This window comes from Paenibacillus sp. EB106-05-06-XG162 (genome assembly GCF_058791655.1).
In genome coordinates, this window is record NZ_JBYTDT010000008.1 from 1 (window position 1) to 18,124 (window position 18,124).

19 protein-coding genes are annotated in these 18,124 nt (G+C 48.5%); all 19 read left to right on the forward strand.

What is annotated here, in order from left to right; all coding sequences use genetic code 11:
* The first annotated feature begins 133 nt into the window (after nucleotides 1-133).
* Complete coding sequence (locus AC3WU2_RS17455; RefSeq protein ID WP_018759060.1) at nucleotides 134-1,144, forward strand: hypothetical protein; 1,011 nt, start codon at nucleotides 134-136, stop codon at nucleotides 1,142-1,144.
* Between the two features lie 36 nt (nucleotides 1,145-1,180).
* The gene (locus tag AC3WU2_RS17460) at nucleotides 1,181-2,068 is read left to right on the forward strand and encodes a C40 family peptidase (protein WP_492456356.1); all 888 of its coding nucleotides are present in this window, start codon (nucleotides 1,181-1,183) and stop codon (nucleotides 2,066-2,068) included.
* Nucleotides 2,069-2,135: 67 nt separating this feature from the next.
* Complete coding sequence (locus tag AC3WU2_RS17465) at nucleotides 2,136-3,257, forward strand: PucR family transcriptional regulator (RefSeq protein ID WP_492456358.1); 1,122 nt, start codon at nucleotides 2,136-2,138, stop codon at nucleotides 3,255-3,257.
* Between the two features lie 89 nt (nucleotides 3,258-3,346).
* On the forward strand, nucleotides 3,347-4,474 hold the full coding sequence (locus AC3WU2_RS17470) for an ABC transporter ATP-binding protein (protein ID WP_379351170.1): 1,128 nt from the start codon (nucleotides 3,347-3,349) through the stop codon (nucleotides 4,472-4,474).
* Nucleotides 4,475-4,627: 153 nt separating this feature from the next.
* Nucleotides 4,628-5,566: an HPr(Ser) kinase/phosphatase gene (hprK, locus tag AC3WU2_RS17475; RefSeq protein ID WP_018759064.1), complete on the forward strand. Its 939-nt coding sequence runs from the start codon at nucleotides 4,628-4,630 to the stop codon at nucleotides 5,564-5,566.
* 35 nt (nucleotides 5,567-5,601) lie between these two features.
* Complete coding sequence (gene lgt / locus AC3WU2_RS17480) at nucleotides 5,602-6,654, forward strand: prolipoprotein diacylglyceryl transferase (protein WP_492456361.1); 1,053 nt, start codon at nucleotides 5,602-5,604, stop codon at nucleotides 6,652-6,654.
* Entirely contained in the window at nucleotides 6,651-7,304 is a 654-nt protein-coding gene (gene ppaX / locus AC3WU2_RS17485; protein WP_492456363.1) for a pyrophosphatase PpaX, read from the forward strand. The genes lgt and ppaX overlap by 4 nt, the downstream gene beginning before the upstream one ends.
* Nucleotides 7,301-7,783, forward strand: coding sequence for an acyltransferase (locus AC3WU2_RS17490; RefSeq protein WP_379351167.1), 483 nt, complete (start codon nucleotides 7,301-7,303; stop codon nucleotides 7,781-7,783). The genes ppaX and AC3WU2_RS17490 overlap by 4 nt, the downstream gene beginning before the upstream one ends.
* Nucleotides 7,784-7,935: 152 nt before the next feature.
* Entirely contained in the window at nucleotides 7,936-8,859 is a 924-nt protein-coding gene (locus AC3WU2_RS17495) for a polysaccharide deacetylase family protein (protein ID WP_492456366.1), read from the forward strand.
* A gap of 307 nt (nucleotides 8,860-9,166) precedes the next feature.
* A complete protein-coding gene (locus AC3WU2_RS17500) occupies nucleotides 9,167-10,282 on the forward strand; it encodes an ATP phosphoribosyltransferase regulatory subunit (protein WP_492456368.1) in 1,116 nt (371 codons plus the stop codon).
* Entirely contained in the window at nucleotides 10,282-10,917 is a 636-nt protein-coding gene (gene hisG, locus AC3WU2_RS17505) for an ATP phosphoribosyltransferase (protein ID WP_492456370.1), read from the forward strand. The genes AC3WU2_RS17500 and hisG overlap by 1 nt, the downstream gene beginning before the upstream one ends.
* Nucleotides 10,918-10,981: 64 nt before the next feature.
* Nucleotides 10,982-12,274, forward strand: a complete 1,293-nt coding sequence (gene hisD, locus AC3WU2_RS17510) for a histidinol dehydrogenase (protein ID WP_492456372.1) — start codon at nucleotides 10,982-10,984, stop codon at nucleotides 12,272-12,274.
* Nucleotides 12,271-12,885, forward strand: coding sequence for an imidazoleglycerol-phosphate dehydratase HisB (gene hisB, locus AC3WU2_RS17515; RefSeq protein ID WP_492456374.1), 615 nt, complete (start codon nucleotides 12,271-12,273; stop codon nucleotides 12,883-12,885). Before hisD ends, hisB begins: the two co-directional genes overlap by 4 nt.
* 2 nt (nucleotides 12,886-12,887) lie before the next feature.
* Nucleotides 12,888-13,523 carry an imidazole glycerol phosphate synthase subunit HisH gene (hisH, locus tag AC3WU2_RS17520; RefSeq protein WP_492456376.1) on the forward strand — a complete coding sequence of 212 codons (636 nt, stop codon included), beginning with the start codon at nucleotides 12,888-12,890 and terminating at the stop codon, nucleotides 13,521-13,523.
* A 357-nt stretch (nucleotides 13,524-13,880) separates the two neighbouring features.
* A complete protein-coding gene (gene hisA, locus AC3WU2_RS17525) occupies nucleotides 13,881-14,630 on the forward strand; it encodes a 1-(5-phosphoribosyl)-5-[(5-phosphoribosylamino)methylideneamino]imidazole-4-carboxamide isomerase (protein ID WP_492456378.1) in 750 nt (249 codons plus the stop codon).
* A gap of 13 nt (nucleotides 14,631-14,643) precedes the next feature.
* A complete protein-coding gene (gene hisF, locus AC3WU2_RS17530; RefSeq protein WP_492456380.1) occupies nucleotides 14,644-15,402 on the forward strand; it encodes an imidazole glycerol phosphate synthase subunit HisF in 759 nt (252 codons plus the stop codon).
* Nucleotides 15,399-16,118, forward strand: coding sequence for a bifunctional phosphoribosyl-AMP cyclohydrolase/phosphoribosyl-ATP diphosphatase HisIE (hisIE, locus tag AC3WU2_RS17535; RefSeq protein ID WP_492456382.1), 720 nt, complete (start codon nucleotides 15,399-15,401; stop codon nucleotides 16,116-16,118). The genes hisF and hisIE overlap by 4 nt, the downstream gene beginning before the upstream one ends.
* Before the next feature lie 17 nt (nucleotides 16,119-16,135).
* Nucleotides 16,136-16,960 (forward strand): histidinol-phosphatase HisJ, encoded by an 825-nt coding sequence (gene hisJ / locus AC3WU2_RS17540; RefSeq protein WP_492456384.1) that lies wholly within the window; start codon nucleotides 16,136-16,138, stop codon nucleotides 16,958-16,960.
* Between the two features lie 112 nt (nucleotides 16,961-17,072).
* Nucleotides 17,073-18,023, forward strand: coding sequence for a ribose-phosphate diphosphokinase (locus AC3WU2_RS17545; RefSeq protein ID WP_018759078.1), 951 nt, complete (start codon nucleotides 17,073-17,075; stop codon nucleotides 18,021-18,023).
* Nucleotides 18,024-18,124: the final 101 nt, after the last annotated feature.

Genomic DNA, 18,124 nt, shown 5'->3' on the forward strand with positions numbered 1-18,124 from the left:
ATTAGCTCAGTTGGTAGAGCACCTGACTTTTAATCAGGGTGTCGAAGGTTCGAGTCCTTCATGGCTCACCAGTTTTTTATCTAAATCATGTACATTCAACGCTTCAGGTCATTTGACTTGAAGCGTTTTTTGCATGCTTTCGAAGGAATCGGGGGAGACTACCAGCACAAAGCACTGTCTTATCCTGGGGGGATCACCAATCCGATATATTCTTGCTCTTGTCATTAGTTTTGGTATCGTTGCTGCTGTTGTGCCAATCGTACGTCTTATGGCGATCCGCATGAAATTTGTTGACCGACCTACGACGCGTAAAATTCATGATAATCCGATTCCACTGATGGGTGGAATCGCTATCTATATAGGATTTATGGTGACGATTCTCCTCATGCGAGGGTTTGATGCGCTATCCTTATCAATTACAATCGGCGGGACATTATTAGTTATCATTGGTCTAGTTGATGATGGATTTAAGGCACTTGGGCGGGAATTCCCTGTGTGGCCGAGATTGATCATCTATTTGCTGACGGCCACCATTCCGCTATGGTTCCATATCCAGATTACCGGCATTCGTGATTTCCATGAAGGGATGCTGATGTTTCCAAGCTGGTTCGTCTATGTATCGACAGTGGTATGGGTATTTTCCATGACGAATATGATGAATTTCATCGATGGCGTAGATGGGTTAGCTGCGGGCGTAGCCTCGATTTCCTCATTGACGTTATGCGTCGTTGCACTTATCAAAGGCGATGCTGAGACTGCGATCGTCACGATTGCACTGTGCGGCGTATGTTTAGGTTTTCTACTATATAATTTCTACCCGGCTAAAATTTTTATGGGTGATGCGGGAGCGACGTTCCTCGGGTATACACTGGCCGTCATTGCTGTGAACGGTTCATTCAAAAGTACAGCCTTCGTTACCATTCTCATTCCGATGCTTGCCTTAGGCTTTCCGATCTTGGACACCATTATCGTGTTCTCCAGACGTCTTAAGGAAGGTAAAGGACTACATCGTGCGGATAAATTACATACACATCATGCATTGATGCGCTGGGGGTTAACACAGCCGCAGGTTGTATCATTCATATACCTGGTCACAGTATTATTTGGCCTGCTGTCGATTGTCGTTATGCTCTCCATGCCTTAATGCAGCAGGCAAAATTGATAGGAGGAACAAGGTAACATGCATCGCATATTCCGGCTGTTATGGCTGGGTGTATTGCTTATATTAACGGTACCTTTAGGACTGGGGACCTCACTTGCTCATGCAGAAGAGGGAGAGGTACACGGAAAGGATACAGATGCCTTCCCTTTCTCACAAATTGCATGGGCACAAAAAAACAAAGCAGTCCTATCTCTTTCACCAACTCAACCATCGAGTCTTACTACTGCTGCGATGATGACGGATATTTTTCACAAGCTGGACGTTCAAATGCCCAAAGAAGTTGAAGGGCAATATCAAGTTGGAATACCTGTAGCGCGAATTGCAGCAGCGTGGCTGCCTGGTGATTTATTGTATTATGGCGATTCGCATCTGAATAATCGTCAGCAGATGTGGGTCGCAGTGGTCGTAGACCCAGAGCATATTGCCTATGCTGGCCCTGAACAGTCGATTGTCTACCGCTCGATGAAGGAAGTGAATCGTCGGTACCCTCTGCTTGGCGTCCGACGCGTCTTATCCCAAACGGACCGCATGCGGTTCTCTCTCGTATTGCGTGCGGGGAACTATATTGGCGTACCCTATGTGCTTGGTGCTCGTTACGGGCAGACGAGTACGTTCGACTGTTCATCTTTTATCAAGACCATTTATGCGAAGGAAGGCATTACACTGCCGCGTGTATCTAGACAACAAGCCAAGGTGGGGGAGCGTATCTCCCAGGAGGAGCTTCGCGTTGGAGACTTGTTATTTTTCACCGGCAAACAGTCCCGTCGGCAAATTGCACACGTGGCCATGTATGCGGGTAGTGGCTTGATGATCCATACCTATGGAAAAGGCGGCGTTCAATATACGGCAATAAATCATCCGATCTGGAGGCAGCGATTCGTCATGGCTCGTCGCGTCGTGAAATAATTCTATTGGTTATGTTACAATAGTAGCGAACAAGCAGTGAATGATTCGGATAGAGGCGGTTGGGCTAATGACGGATATGGCAACAAAGAGCAGATTAGAGAAGCTGTTGGGCGTAACATGTTCTGTAGTAGCATGCTCAGAAACCGAATGGCGATCAATGCAAGAGTCAGCTGATGTGATGAATGAACAGGCGCTTAGTATTGAGCTGAGTGGTAAGGTTTATTTTCGCTGGCATCAGAAGGTCGGTTCGGACGTCGAACTGTTGACTGTCGAATCGGCTAAGTTGTCCGGGGCGGAACGTGCATTAATTGAGTGGATTCTACAATCTTCACAGTTATCGAATAAGGAAGGAAGTCATAAATCGGGAAGCAGTGAAGAACAACGGGCGAACCAGCTGGGTCAGTGGATCCATGGCAAACTTGGCGGGCAATACACAGGCGTGCAAGATGAGGAGCTTCCGGAGAGTATCGGATTAAAGAGCCGATTGCTGCCTTCGATGATACCTTTCCTACTTGTCTCGGAGCATCCGCAGTTGACGCAGACGACTTATACGGAGCTCTATAAGCTGCTTAAGTCGTATTTTGGCGGTGAAGTGTACTTGATTCCGCTTGAAGAGAAAGAATGGCTCATTTTATGTGCGGAGGAGCTCTTGGCATCAGCCGAAGATCGGGAAGAGGACGGTTCTGAGAAGCCGGAAGAGGCGTTGGCTTTATTCTGCGAAGGGCTGTACGAACTTTTGTCGAATGAATGGCTTGGAGAATGTCACCTAGCCATATCTTATCCGATGGTGCCTGCTCATACACTCCTATCGACGGTAGGATTATTGCGGGAGACCATGTATCTCGGACGAGCTTTCCATGTCACATCGAACATTCATCTACCGTGGATGCTGCATATGGAGCGGTTAATCAACAGTATCCCAGATGGGGTACGCAGACAATTTATCGATCGGGTGCTCTCTCGCAGTGATGTGTTCCTAGATCCAGAGACGCTGACAACGCTTGAGGCCTTCTTCTCACTGGATTGCAATGTAAGTGATACCGCTAAGAAATTATACATTCATCGGAATACGCTTTTATATCGACTGGATAAGATTAAACAAGAGACAGGGCTTGACGTAAGAACGTTTGGCGATGCGGTTCTTGTGAAGTTGATTCTCTTATTGTATAAAGTGACGAAAAGGAAGTAGGATTTTTGTGAAGTATGTGTATAGTCAGATGATGGGACATGAGATAAGATAAATGTATAAAATAAATCTCTGTGTAGGGGGAATATTCAATGGCAGGCGTTAAATTAGAGCACATCTACAAAAAATATGCAGGTTCCGACAAAGCGACAGTAATCGATGTTAACTTAGACATTCAAGATAAAGAATTCTTAGTATTGGTTGGTCCATCCGGTTGCGGTAAATCAACAACACTTCGTATGATCGCAGGTTTGGAGGAAATCTCCGAAGGTAAATTGTATATTGGAGATCGTGTCGTAAATGATGTAGCGCCGAAAGATCGCGATATCGCGATGGTATTCCAATCCTATGCATTGTATCCACATATGAACGTATATCAAAACATGGCGTTTGGTTTGAAGCTTCGTAAGTTCAAAAAAGACGACATCGACAAACGTGTTCGTGAAGCAGCGAAAATCCTTGATATCGAGCACTTGCTAGATCGTAAACCAAAAGCACTTTCTGGTGGTCAACGTCAGCGTGTTGCCTTGGGGCGTGCGATCGTTCGTGAACCGCAAGTATTCTTGATGGATGAGCCGCTCTCCAACTTGGACGCGAAACTTCGTGGACAAATGCGTGCGGAAATCTCCAAATTGGCTAAGCGTCTAGAGACAACTGTTATCTACGTAACGCATGACCAAATCGAGGCTATGACAATGGGTGATCGTATCGTTGTTATGAAAGACGGTATCATCCAACAAGCAGCTTCCCCTGACATTCTGTACAACCACCCTACGAACATCTTCGTAGCTGGATTTATCGGCGCTCCTACAATGAACTTCATCGAAGGCGACTTGTCTGAGCAAGGTGGAGCAGTTCGTTTCAGAGCAACTGGACTTGATGTTGAGGTGCCAGCTGGTAAAGCTCAAGCACTTAAAGATAAAGGCTACATTGGCAAAAAAGTTATTCTTGGTGTTCGTCCTGAGGATATGCATGAAGAGCCAGTATTCTTGGAAGCATCGCCTAACAGCATCTTCAGCGCACATGTTGAAGTATCCGAGAACTTGGGTCATGAAATGTTGCTATACTTGAACGGTGTAGGTAAAGACAGCGTAATCGCTCGTGTAGACGGACGTTCGAATACTAAAGAAGGTCAAAACATTAAGCTAGCAATCGACATGAACAAAATTCATGTATTCGATAAAGAAAATGAGCTGAACGTATTCCAATACGAAGCGTAAGCACGTCATAGCGTGTTATAATCAAAAACCGTCCTCTTGCAGGGCGGTTTTTCTCATAAGTTTGTGGAGTTATTGCCTCATATGGCGTATAGAATTTGATTTCAATGCCAAGATCAGCTACGATAATGACATCGGTGATAAGGAGAGGAAGATATGTCTAAGAAGGTAAAAGTTTCAGAATTGGTCGAACAATTCAACTTAGAGGTTCTTGCAGGGGAAGCAGGATTAAAACACGTCATTAAGGTCGATGATCTATACCGTCCAGGTCTTGAAATGGCGGGTTACTTCGAATATCATCCCGTCGACCGCGTGCAAATTCTAGGGAAGACGGAACTAGCTTTCTTCCAGATGCTATCGCCTGAAGAGCGGAAGAGTCGGATTGAGCAATTTGGTTCAGAAGAGACACCATGTATCGTCGTCACAAGAAATTTGGATGTTCCGCAAGAGTTTGTTGATTTGGCGAATGAGAAGAATATTGCATTATTACGCAGCCCAGTTGCAACGACAACTCTTTCAAGCCGGATTACAGGATTCCTGGAGAGACGTCTCGCTCCTACGACAACGATTCACGGGGTACTCGTCGATGTATATGGTGTAGGGATGCTCATCACAGGAAGCAGCGGAATTGGTAAAAGTGAGACAGCACTAGAACTCGTGAAGCGCGGTCATCGTCTTGTCGCGGATGATGCGGTGGAGATTCGTCAAACTTCCGATTTTCAGCTGCATGCAACAGCACCCGAATTGATTCGTCACTTGCTCGAAATCCGTGGGATCGGGATCATCAATGTGATGACATTGTTCGGTGCCGGTGCGGTACGGAACAACAAGCGTATTAGTGTTGTCATCAAGCTGGAGGCTTGGCAGCAGGACAAGCAATATGATCGTCTTGGGCTTGATGAAGAGAAAACACGGATTATTGATACGGATATTCCACTCGTTACGATCCCTGTTCGTCCGGGCCGAAACTTAGCGGTTATTATTGAGGTGGCTGCGATGAACTATCGTCTGAAACGGATGGGTTATAACGCTGCTTTGCAGTTTACGAATAAGCTGACAGAGACGATCTCCGAGGATACGGACGATTTGGATTAAGATTTACGAATTGGACAGAAGTAGGAGTGTGAGTTATGCAATATTTGTTGTTGAACCCTATCGCATTTTCCATCGGACCGATTGCTGTTCATTGGTATGGCATCATCCTCGGAACTGCGGCATTAGTGGGTTTATTACTTGCGATTCGCGAAGGTAATCGATTCGGCATTCCGCAAGATTTCTTCATGGATTTGTTATTGTTCGGTGTACCTTCAGCAATCATTGGTGCGCGGATTTATTATGTTGCGTTTAAATGGGATGAATATAAGGGCAATCTCTTGGATGTGTTCAAAATATGGAACGGTGGGATCGCAATCTATGGCGCGCTCATCGGTGCGATTATCTGTGCAATCATCTTGGTCCGCAAGAAGGGATATTCATTCTGGCGAATTGCGGATATTTGTGCGCCTTCCTTATTAGCAGGGCAGATGATTGGCCGTTGGGGAAACTTCGTAAACCAAGAGGCATACGGCGGTCCAGTGTCAGAGTCCTTCCTTCGCAATACGCTTCATTTACCGGATTTTATCGTCAATCAGATGTATGTGCAAGAAGCTGCAGGCATGGTCTATCATCATCCGACATTCTTGTATGAATCGGTATGGAATCTCATCGGGATGCTTATACTCTTCGTGCTGCGTCGTCAATCCTTCTTGCGCGCAGGGGAATTATTCATGTCTTATTTCATTTGGTATTCAGTAGGACGTTTCTTCGTGGAAGGTCTGCGGACGGATAGCCTTGCATTCCTCGGCCCCGATTGGCTCGCTTCCTTCGTCGGATTCTTCTGGGCGCCAATGGAAGTCGTGTTCGAACCAGGTCATTTGGATCCAGCTTACGGCAATGTACGTATATCGCAATTGCTCGCGATTCTGATTGTTGTAGCAGCGATTATTATAATTATCGTGCGCCGCGTCAAAGGCTATGCTAACACACGTTACTTAGATCCAATTATCAATACGAAAACCTCTGCGGTACAAGAGATCGCTGCAGCAAGCCAGGCAACAAGCGTCGCAGAACCAGTTAACCGCACTCCGCAACATGAGGACGGCTCAACCGGTGAGTCGTCAGACAAGAAGGAGCCTACATCGTGATTGAAACAGTTTTATTTGATTTAGATGGTACGATTATTGATACGAATGAATTAATTATTGAGACATTCCTTCATGTACTCAAAGAACATACACCGCCGACGTTCACACGCGAACAGATCATCCCGAGCATGGGGCAGACGTTAGAGAGTCAGATGCGTCTTTTTACGGGTCAAGAGGATGTTACGCCATTCGTAGATGCTTATCGGACATATAATCGTGAACGGCATGATGAATTGGTACGTGAGTTTCCCTATGTACTTGAAGTCATTGAGAATTTACATCGTCACGGGATTAAGCTCGGAGTGGTTACAACCAAGGTTCGTGAGACGACAGAACGCGCCTTGCAGATGTTCGGCTTATTCCCTTATCTGGGGACGGTTGTTACGATTCTAGATGTGGAGCATCCAAAGCCGCACCCAGAACCGGTATTAATGGCCATGGAGCAGCTAGGCGCGAATCCTGCGACGACATTGATGGTGGGTGACAGCCCGGCAGATATTCAAGCTGCGAATGCGGCTGGTGCCATTTCCGTTGCTGTCGGTTGGTCACTGAAAGGTGAGGCTGCGCTAACGCCGTACGAGCCAAAGCATGTCATTCATGATATGAGGGATTTATACGCATTAGTCGGATTGGAGCAGGATGGCGTGTGAGAAATGTTGAGCGATATCCCGTAGAAGGATCGAATGCGCTCTGGCAAATTTACCGCACAGTCAGTCCATGGAAGGGCGTCAAAAACTTTATTTGCATTCAAATGGCTAGATATTGTCCTCATTTACCGTTAAAGAATTGGATCTATCGCCATATGCTTGGCATGAAGATTGGCAAAGACACGGCGTTTGGCCTGATGGTCATGGTGGATGTGTTCTTTCCTGAACGTATTACTATTGGCGATAACTCAATTATTGGCTACAATACGACGATTCTGGCCCATGAATATTTAATCAAGGAATATCGCCTAGGGGATGTGAAGATTGGTTCCAACGTCATGATCGGTGCGAACTCCACGATTTTACCTGGGGTGACGATTGGCGATCATGCGGTTGTGGCGGCAGGTTCCGTCGTACACAAAGATGTAGCAGCAGGCCAATTTGTCGGTGGCAATCCGATGCAGATCATCTCCCCCAAATAACCCAACATAGAAGCAGAATACCTACGGCCCGTGCTGTAGGTATTTTTTTGTGAAAATAGAATGACGTATTGCAGAAAACATGGTAACTTAAGGAAGTGGGATATATAAGTATCGGATAATAGTTTGTATAATGTCGGGGAGGCATTAAGGAAATGAAGTGGAAAATAGGGCTGCTAGGGGCAGTCATGTTGTTGATGATCGAATGGCTTGGTGGTGGCGGACAAAGAGCGGTGGCGAAACCTAATTCTGATCCAAACGGAGTTTATTATAAAGATAAGGTCTTGGTCCTTATGTATCATGAGATTTCGGATAACCCGAAGATCAAATCGATCATTTCGCCGAAGCTATTCAATGATCAACTGGAAGCCATCGTCAATCGTGGTTTTCGGGTGATCTCGATGGACGATTATGTTGCATTTATGTTAGATCATAAACCCGTACCTAATAATGCTGTATTGCTGACATTTGACGATGGATATGAGAGCTTCTACACAGAAGTCTATCCGATTCTGAAAAAGTGGCGGTTGACGGCGACCAACTTCGTCATCGTCTCATCGATTGATAACCCGAAGCACGTAGGACGTCCAAAATTATCATGGGAGCAAATGAAGGAGATGAAAGCAGGCGGGATGAGCTTCTTCAATCACACGTTTGATTCCCATCAATATGGTCCTTATAATGCGAAGGGTGATATGAAGCCTGTGCTGTCCAAACGTCTTTATTTGAAAGACTACAAGCGTATTGAGACAAAAGAGGAGTTCACGCTTCGCGTTACAAAGGATCTGACTTTATCGGAGCGGGTGCTGCGTCAAAAGCTTGGAAATACGTATGGTGTATTGGCTTTCCCTTATGGTGCATATCGTCCTGAAGTCATACAAGTTGCTAAGAAGACGGATATCCCGCTCATGTTCACCGTAAATGCGGGTATCAATACACGTGCGGATCGTATCGGGTATCGGTTGAATGCAGGGAATCAGAAGATGAATCCGGATAAGCTGATTCAGTTGATGAAGCATCAGGGAAGACGGCAGGATATTCACCCTATGACACCTTATTCCATGCTGCCAACCGTATAGCATTTGCTCTACAGCATATAAAGCCCAACGGCTTTCATGGTTGAACATGAAGGTCGCTGGGCTTTGTTGTGTTTCTCATAAAGAGTGATAGATTCACGTTGTCACTATCCTTCCGTAAATAGCTGAAATTGTGACATGAATGGGACGAGTTCGGTTAATTCTGGTAAAATAAATAGGAAGTCGAATTAGGATGTTGGTGATTGACGTGGGGTATGGATCATGTTAACATGATCAATAATCTTTAATTTGGTAGCATACTACCATGGTAGCACATTACTTTACTAAAGTATCATTCGAGGTGGATGGAATGTCAAAGCCTAAAGTATTCGAAAAACCAGTAGGTGTCAAAGATTATTTGCCGCATGCGGTATCCAAGCTGCGCACGATTGAGCGAAATGTACTAGATTGTATGGGACGCTGGGGATATCGGCAAATTTTGACGCCAACGATTGAATATTACGATACAGTCGGTGTTGCAAGTGCGACATCGGATCATAAACTGTTCAAGCTGTTAAATAATCGGGGTACTGCACTCGTATTGCGTTCGGACATGACGGCCCCGATCGCGCGTGTTGTCTCATCCTTATTAAAGGATGAAGCTTTTCCGATTCGGTTGTCGTATCACTCCAATGTGTTCCGGACGATCGAAGAGGAAGCGGGACGAGAAGCGGAATTTTTCCAGACGGGTGTGGAGCTCGTCGGTGATGCATCTGCTGAGGCGGATGCGGAAGTCGTGGCGCTCGCTATCGCCTCACTACAGGCTGCAGGGGTCGCGCAGTTTAAATTTGCTATGGGACATGTCGGTTTCTTAAATGGCCTATTCGATGAAGTGCTGCATGGCCGCAGCGAGGATCAAGAAACATTGAAGTTCTGCTTGTTGAGCCGAGACTATGTCGGATATCGGGAACGTATTCGCGAGTGGGGGCTTGATGCAGCGGAACAACAGAAGCTGGAAGGGATTCTAAGACTCCGTGGAGGCAAAGAGATATGCGAACAGGCTCTGCAATTAAGTGGAGACGAGCAGACACGGGCTTCGATTGAACATTTGCTGGAGGTCTGGGAAGCGCTGGAAGCTTATGGTGTAAGTCAACATGTCCTTTTGGATCTGACGATGATTGGGGATTTCTCTTATTATACGGGGATGACATTTGAAGGTTATGCACTGGAGTTAGGTTCACCTGTCTGCAGCGGCGGGCGCTACGACAATCTGTTGCAGCAGTTCGGACGTCCTGCTCCGGCCACCGGGTTCGCATTAAAGACGACACGGATTCTTGATGTCGTGGGCGATGAGGATCAAGAGCAGATAGCAGTTATGACGCTAAATTATACCTCGCAGAATCGTGCGCAAATATTCCAAGAAGCACGTGCACTGCGGGAGGCGGGAAATTGTGTTGTTACGAGATACGTAGAGGAGGATGTCTGATGCGGGATACGTTAAAAGTAGCGATGCCCAAAGGGCGTATCTATAAGCAGGCTTCTGCCCTATTCCGTGAAGCGGGGTTGCCAATCTCGACGGATTTCGATGATACGCGCAAGCTGATTATTGAGCTGCCGGAAGCGAATATGGAGTTCATTATGGCCAAACCAGTCGATGTGCCGACCTACGTTGAATACGGGGTCGCGGATATCGGTATCGTTGGCAAAGACGTCCTCATGGAGGAGAACAAAGACGTCTACGAGCTGCTTGATCTCGGGATTGCACCTTGCCGGATGTCTGTGATTGGACTACCTGATTGGAAACCGGTGATTCACCCGCGTGTCGCGACGAAGTATCCGAATGTTGCTTCGCAATATTTCCGTGAACTCGGGCAGCAGGTGGATGTGATTAAGCTGAACGGATCCATTGAGCTTGCCCCGCTGATCGGGCTTGCCGATCGCATCGTGGATATGGTCGAGACGGGGCAGACGCTTCGGGATAACGGACTGGTGGAGATGGAGCAAATCTTCAGTATTACAAGCCGATTGATTGCGAACCGAGTAAGTTATCGGATGAAGAATGATGCGATTCAGGGACTCTGTGATCAATTGCAGAAAGTGATTCCGAACGTATCGAAATGAAATCATATCAGATGAATGGATAAATAGCTGGATCAGGTTAGAAATGTGGGGAGGGTTGATGTTCATGCGTATTGTACCTGCAAGTGACTTCTCGCTGCAGCGAGAAGTAGAGTATGGGTCGCCGGAACAGAATCAGAGTGTAAAGTCGATTGTGGAACGTGTGAAACGGGAAGGAGACGCAGCACTGCTGCGTTATACGGCGGAACATGACCGCGTGCAATTGCAATCATCGCAGCTTCGTGTGACAGAAGATGAGATTCAAGCTGCATATAGCCGAGTGGAAGTATCGTTCGTTACGGCGATTCGTAAAGCGGCTGATAATATTCGAGTCTATCACGAGAAACAAAAACGGACATCTTGGTTCGATCTGCAGCCAGATGGTACGATGCTCGGACAGATTATCAGGCCGCTTCGTCGAGTCGGGGTGTACGTGCCGGGCGGGAAAGCGGCTTATCCTTCCTCCGTACTCATGAACGTCATCCCAGCGCAGGTCGCGGGTGTACCAGAGATTGTGATGGTAACACCGCCAGCTACAGGCGGCAAGGAAGGGATTGATCCATATATTCTGGTCGCAGCGGCTGAAGCGGGCGTGAAGGAGCTCTATCGGGTTGGCGGTGCACAGGCAATTGCTGCCCTGGCATATGGAACGGAGACGATTGCGCCGGTCGATAAAATTTGCGGGCCGGGGAATATTTACGTCGCACTCGCGAAACGTGAAGTGTATGGGGCTGTCGATATTGACAGTATGGCAGGACCTAGTGAAATCGCCGTGCTCGCAGATGAGTCGGCAGATGCGGCTTATGTCGCAGCTGATTTGCTATCCCAAGCGGAGCATGATGAGATGGCATCTGCCATTCTCGTGACGACCTCAATGGCGATGGCGGAAGCGGTGTCGCGTGAAGTAGCGCGGCAAGTGGCAGAGCTCCCGCGGCGCTCGATCGCACAGGCTTCCATCGATCAATATGGAGCCATAATCGTTGTAAGCTCCATTGAAGAGGGGATCCACGTGATCAACCGAATGGCACCGGAGCATTTGGAAGTGATGGTTGAAGAACCAATGCGATATCTGGGGCTGATCGAGAATGCCGGGGCTATCTTCCTCGGACCTTACAGCTCGGAACCTGTCGGCGATTATCTGGCGGGACCGAACCACATCATTCCGACGAATGGCACGGCTAGATACTCTTCTCCGGTTGACGTCGATGACTTTATCAAGAAATCGAGTCTCATTCATTATAGCAAGGAAGCGCTGCTCGCGAATGGTGCGACCATTATGGAGCTGGCGCGACATGAAGGTTTAGAAGGGCATGCGAGAGCGATACAAATTCGGCTAGAAAAGGAAGGGAATTCACAATGACAGATGTAGTGAACGAACAACGTGAAGGGCGTGCATCTAGCGTTGCGCGCAAGACGAATGAGACGGACATTCAATTGGCCTTTAATGTAGACGGTACGGGTATTTCCGAAATTGAGACAGATGTGCCGTTCTTGAACCATATGCTTGATCTATTCACGAAGCATGGGCAATTCGATCTGAACGTCGTTGCTCGCGGCGACGTGGATATCGATGATCACCATACGGTTGAGGATATCGGCATCTGTCTTGGACAGACCATTCAGGAAGCGCTCGGCGATAAGAAAGGGATCAAGCGTTACGCATCGGTCTTCGTTCCGATGGACGAAGCGCTCGCGCAAGTCGTAATTGATCTGAGCAACCGTCCGCATTTCGAATATCGTGCGCAGTATCCATCGCAGCAAGTCGGCAGCTTCTCGACGGAGCTCGTACATGAGTTCTTGTGGAAGCTTGCGCTTGAAGCGCGCATGACGCTGCACGTTATCGTTCACTACGGTCAGAACACCCATCACATGATTGAGGCGATCTTCAAAGCGCTGGGACGTGCCCTTGATGAAGCGACAAGCATTGATCCGCGAGTGCAGGGGGTTCCTTCGACGAAAGGAGTGCTGTAAGCATGGCGACGATCGCGATTGTAGACTATGGCATGGGCAACCTGCACAGCGTTGCCAAGGCCGTGGAGCGCCTCGGTGCTGAGGCGCTCATTACGAGCGACGCGGCCGCCATCCTCGCGGCGGACGCGGTGATCCTGCCCGGCGTCGGCGCGTTCGGAGACGCCATGGCTTGCCTGCGCGACACCGGCCTCGGCGCGGTGGTGGCGCAAGCAGCGGCGGCAAATGCCAAGCCATTGCTCGGCATTTGCCTGGGCATGCAGCTGCTCTTCACGCGCAGCGAAGAGCACGGCGACCACGAGGGCCTCGGGCTGCTGCCCGGCCGCGTAGTGCGGTTCCAGGGCGGCACATACAAGGTGCCGCATATGGGGTGGAACCGGCTGCAGGTGCAGCAGCCGGACAGCCCGCTGTTCACAGGCCTCGAAGAAGGCCATGTGTACTTCGTGCACTCGTATCACGTGCAGCCGGAGCGGGAGACGGACTTGCTTGCAACAACCTCGTACGGCGGCGGCCCTGTGACGGCGATTGTTGGCCGAGACAATGTGTACGGCATGCAGTTCCACCCCGAGAAGAGCGGAGAATTCGGTATGCAGCTGCTCAGCAACTTCTTGAAGCTTGCGGCAGGTACGGTACACGTATAGGACATTTTCCACTTCAATCCTTTTTGGGGTGGTTGGAATAGGGTGCACACGTTAGCGGAGTGACTATGTTGGAATCCATACATTATATAGCTCGAATTAGCTTATTTCTGTCGTCTATGTTGGATTCCATGCAGGATAGACGGCAGGAATCGCTCGATTTGAGCCATTACGCTTCAAAGTTAATGGATATATCCAGTATAGCGAGCTTCTTACGGCATTCGGGACAGAAGTTAATGCAAAAATCCATGATGGGTAATGCGTGGCGATAGCTGGTGCTATGACCATCGTTGGATGCAAAGGTTTGAGTGGATCTTACTGGGGTTTGGCATTCATCTCAATATGGAGGAGAACGAATTTATGTCATCGTTTATCATATATCCCGCGATTGATATCCGCGGCGGCAAGTGTGTACGCCTGGTACAGGGCGATTACAATCAAGAGACGGTCTACAATGAAAACCCGGTTGAAGTCGCGCAGGAATGGGAAGCAGGCGGTGCCAGCTGGATTCACCTTGTCGATCTCGACGGGGCTAAGGCAGGTCACCCTGTCAATGACGAGCTCGTTGGCAATATTGCTCGCAGCGTCAATGTACCCGTACAAATCGGCGGTGGGATTCGTACCCTCGCAGATGTAGAACGCTACATGGAGCTTGGTGTGTCACGGGTTATTCTCGGTACGGCGGCTATTGAAGATCGTGCGTTCGTGGAAGATGTACTCGCGAAGTACGGCGATAAGGTCGCCATCGGCATCGATGCGCGTGACGGTCTGGTTGCGACCCGCGGATGGCTTGAGACGTCGGAGGTTCGTGCTGAGGATCTCGTGGTAGAGCTGTCAGCCAAAGGTGCGAAGATCTTCATCTTCACGGACATTTCTCGCGACGGTATGATGGGCGGCCCGAATACGGAAGCGATTGCGAACTTGGCTCGCATCTCCGGTCAGACGGTGATCGCTTCCGGTGGTGTCAGTCAAATGAGCGATTTGACACGTCTTGCCGGGCATGTGAACGATGGGGTCGGCGGCGCCATTGTTGGCAAAGCGCTCTATATCGGCAATATCGACTTGGCGCAAGCGATTGAAGAGATTCGTAAAGTAAACGCGCCGAACTAAGGAGGAGAGATCGATGTTAGCCAAACGAATTATTCCATGCTTGGATGTGAAGGATGGACGCGTGGTCAAAGGCGTGAACTTCGTCAATCTGCGCGACGCAGGCGATCCTGTTGAACTCGCAGCATTGTATGACCGTGAAGGCGCCGATGAGCTCGTATTCCTCGATATTTCAGCATCTGTCGAAGGTCGGGCGACGATGATCGAAGTCGTTCGCCAGACGGCTGGCGAAATTGCAATTCCATTCACCGTTGGCGGCGGGATTTCTGAAGTTGACGATATGAAACGGATCCTGCGTGCTGGGGCGGACAAGATTGGTATTAACACGGCTGCCGTGCGTAATCCGCAGTTGATCTCGGATGGGGCTCGCAAATTCGGCTCCCAATGTATTGTTGTCGCGGTAGATGCGAAATTCAATGAGACTTGGGGCGAGTGGGAAGTGTATACCCACGGCGGACGGACACCCAGCGGACTGAAGGCACTCGATTGGGTGCGCGAAGCGGAGCGGCTTGGTGCAGGCGAAATTCTGCTAACGAGTATGGATGCCGATGGTACGAAGGATGGGTTCGATATCCGCTTAACACGAGCTGTATCGGAGTCGATCGGGATCCCGGTCATTGCCTCGGGCGGCGCAGGGCGTAAGGAACATTTCTATGATGTCTTTACCGAAGGGAAGGCGGATGCAGGACTTGCCGCAACCATTTTTCACTATAAAGAAATGACGATTCAGGAAGTAAAGGACGATTTGAAGGGGAAAGGGGTGGAGATTCGATGACACATTCACAAGCGCAAGCTGACGACCTGCTTAATCTAGACGAATTATCCGCCAAGCTCAAATGGGATGAATCCGGTCTGATCCCTGCAGTCGTACAGGATTACAGCAGCAAAGAAGTACTGATGCTGGCCTACATGAACCGCGAATCTCTAAAATTGTCAGCGGAATCCGGCGAGACATGGTTCTGGAGCCGATCCCGCCAGGAGTTGTGGCATAAAGGCGCAACCTCCGGCCATACGCAGCGTATCAAGTCGATGCACTATGATTGTGACGGCGATACATTGCTTGTACGTGTTGAACAACAAGGACCGGCTTGTCATACTGGGAAGTACAGCTGCTTCTTCAACGGAATCCCTACGGCAACGGTGCAGGATGATAGCCAAGTGATAGAAGCTAAAGGGGCAGACCGATTCGCGGTCTTGTCGAAGCTCGATCAGACGATTGCAGAACGGTATGCGGAACGACCAGAGGGTGCCTATACGACGTATTTATTCGATAAGGGTCTGGATAAGATCTTGAAGAAAATCGGTGAAGAGTCTGCAGAAGTGCTCATTGCCGCGAAGAACAATGACCGGGAGGAACTCAGTGCTGAAGCGGGCGATCTCATCTACCATCTCATGGTACTCCTCCGGGCGCAGAACATGCCGATCGATGAAGTATTGCACGTGCTAGAGCAGCGCCATTATTCATCCGACATCAAAAATAAAACCAAATAAAGAGAGGCCGATAACTTATGCGGATCGATTATCATACCCACCATGTCCGTTGCGGACATGCTGTTGGAGAACTCGAAGAATACATTCTTCGCGGAATAGAAATCGGGATGCAGCAGATCGGCCTTTCCGATCATATGCCGCTCCTTCACGTGGATCCTGCCACGTACTATCCAGAAATGGCAATGCCCATGGAAGAGCTTCCGCGTTATGTGGAGGAATGTTTTCACCTTAGAGATAAATATAAGTCCCAGATCGATGTTCGGATCGGGATGGAAGCTGATTATATCGAAGGATATGAGGAACAGATCGAGAGAATGATTCAGACGTATCCTTGGGATTATGTCATCGGTTCTGTTCATTTCCTTGGGGAATGGGATATCTCAGACCACCGTCAGACACACGGCTGGGAAGGCCGTGATCGTCTTGCTGTATACGCGCAGTACTATGATGCGATTGAGAAGGCGGTTCGAACGGGATTCTATGATTATATTGGACACATCGATGTCATTAAGCGGTTCGGCTTCGCCCCTCCTGCGGAGCAAGCCGCTGAAGTGAGAGCGATGGAGATGTCCGCGCTGAATACGGTTCAAGCCCATAATCTAGCGATCGAGCTGAATGCTTCCGGGCTGCGCATGCCATGTGCAGAGATGTTCCCCAGCCGGCATATGCTCGAAATTTGCTATGACAAAGGCATTCCGCTCACGATCGGTTCGGATTGCCATCAACCGGAACGACTCGGCCAATATTTAGATGAGGCACGTGCATTGCTTCGGGATGTAGGATATACAGAGCTCGCGACATTTAAGGAACGAAGACGCATCCTAATCCCTTTTCAAACGTAAATCAATCCATGTATAATAATATAACTAGCAATAAGTTACGTCGTTCGACAATGTTCTTGTGATGGTGTCGAGCTCGATGGATACGTTTTTATTCATATTTCAGGAGGGTACCATGTCAAGCAATAAGTTACGTGTGTTTTCCGGATCTTCCAATCCGCAATTGGCAGCGAAGATCTGTGCAGATCTAGGCGTAGAGCTCGGAAATGTCAAGCTATCTCGATTTAAGAGTGGAGAAATCTATGTTCACTATGAAGAGACGATTCGGAATTGCGATGTGTTTATCGTTCAATCGCTCTCTCATCCGATTAACGATCATTTCGTAGAGTTGCTCGTGATGATCGATGCTGCGAAGCGTGCTTCCGCACGGACAGTCAACATTGTGATGCCTTATTACGGTTATGCAAGACAAGAACGCAAGGCAGCTCCGCGTGAACCGATCTCTGCGAAGATGGTTGCAGACGTGCTAACAACCGTAGGAGCGAATCGTGTCATTACAATTGATCTGCATGCACCGGCGATTCAAGGATTCTTCAATATTCCAGTCGACCATTTGACGGCATTAGATCTGATCAGTGAATATCTCCGCAAAGAGAATATCGAGAACCCAATTATTGTATCCCCGGATGCAGGACGCGCATCGACAGCTGAGAAGCTTGCCAACCAACTGGACTCCCCTTTTGCCATCATGATTAAGAAACGCCCTAGCCATAATGAATCCGTCATTACACATGTCATTGGAGATGTGAAAGGCCGCACACCGATTATTATTGAAGATTTGATTGATACCGGAACGACGATCGTGAACGTCGTGGAAGGCTTGAAGGAGCGCGGTGCGCATGATGTGTACGTCTGTGCGACACATCCTGTTTTCTCGGGACCTGCCTTACAGCGACTTGACCATCCGAATATCCGTGAAGTGGTCGTCACCGACTCCATTATGATCCCGGACAGCCACCCGGCAAGATTCAAAGTGATATCGGTCGCGCCAATGCTCGCTGAAGCGATGCGAATTATTACGAATGGCGGATCCATTAGCACATTGTTCAGAGATGCGGGGATTTGATTTTTTACCAGATATAAGTAATTTTTGGAAAACGATTTAGGTAATCTCTTCGATCTATGGTATACTTAGTTGCGAATAAAGCATGGTTAGGAACCATAGGA

Excerpts from the sequence above, each read along its gene's own strand:
- AC3WU2_RS17465 (WP_492456358.1), top strand. The coding sequence starts at position 2,136 with ATGACGGATATGGCAACAAAGAGCAGATTAGAGAAGCTGTTGGGCGTA.
- AC3WU2_RS17460 (WP_492456356.1), top strand. The coding sequence starts at position 1,181 with ATGCATCGCATATTCCGGCTGTTATGGCTGGGTGTATTGCTTATATTA.
- hisA (WP_492456378.1), top strand. The coding sequence starts at position 13,881 with ATGTCATCGTTTATCATATATCCCGCGATTGATATCCGCGGCGGCAAG.
- AC3WU2_RS17545 (WP_018759078.1), top strand. The coding sequence starts at position 17,073 with ATGTCAAGCAATAAGTTACGTGTGTTTTCCGGATCTTCCAATCCGCAA.
- hisB (WP_492456374.1), top strand. The coding sequence starts at position 12,271 with ATGACAGATGTAGTGAACGAACAACGTGAAGGGCGTGCATCTAGCGTT.
- AC3WU2_RS17500 (WP_492456368.1), top strand. The coding sequence starts at position 9,167 with ATGTCAAAGCCTAAAGTATTCGAAAAACCAGTAGGTGTCAAAGATTAT.
- hisH (WP_492456376.1), top strand. The coding sequence starts at position 12,888 with ATGGCGACGATCGCGATTGTAGACTATGGCATGGGCAACCTGCACAGC.
- hisJ (WP_492456384.1), top strand. The coding sequence starts at position 16,136 with ATGCGGATCGATTATCATACCCACCATGTCCGTTGCGGACATGCTGTT.
- AC3WU2_RS17455 (WP_018759060.1), top strand. The coding sequence starts at position 134 with ATGCTTTCGAAGGAATCGGGGGAGACTACCAGCACAAAGCACTGTCTT.
- hisG (WP_492456370.1), top strand. The coding sequence starts at position 10,282 with ATGCGGGATACGTTAAAAGTAGCGATGCCCAAAGGGCGTATCTATAAG.
- hisD (WP_492456372.1), top strand. The coding sequence starts at position 10,982 with ATGCGTATTGTACCTGCAAGTGACTTCTCGCTGCAGCGAGAAGTAGAG.
- AC3WU2_RS17495 (WP_492456366.1), top strand. The coding sequence starts at position 7,936 with ATGAAGTGGAAAATAGGGCTGCTAGGGGCAGTCATGTTGTTGATGATC.
- lgt (WP_492456361.1), top strand. The coding sequence starts at position 5,602 with ATGCAATATTTGTTGTTGAACCCTATCGCATTTTCCATCGGACCGATT.
- hisIE (WP_492456382.1), top strand. The coding sequence starts at position 15,399 with ATGACACATTCACAAGCGCAAGCTGACGACCTGCTTAATCTAGACGAA.
- hisF (WP_492456380.1), top strand. The coding sequence starts at position 14,644 with ATGTTAGCCAAACGAATTATTCCATGCTTGGATGTGAAGGATGGACGC.
- hprK (WP_018759064.1), top strand. The coding sequence starts at position 4,628 with ATGTCTAAGAAGGTAAAAGTTTCAGAATTGGTCGAACAATTCAACTTA.
- AC3WU2_RS17470 (WP_379351170.1), top strand. The coding sequence starts at position 3,347 with ATGGCAGGCGTTAAATTAGAGCACATCTACAAAAAATATGCAGGTTCC.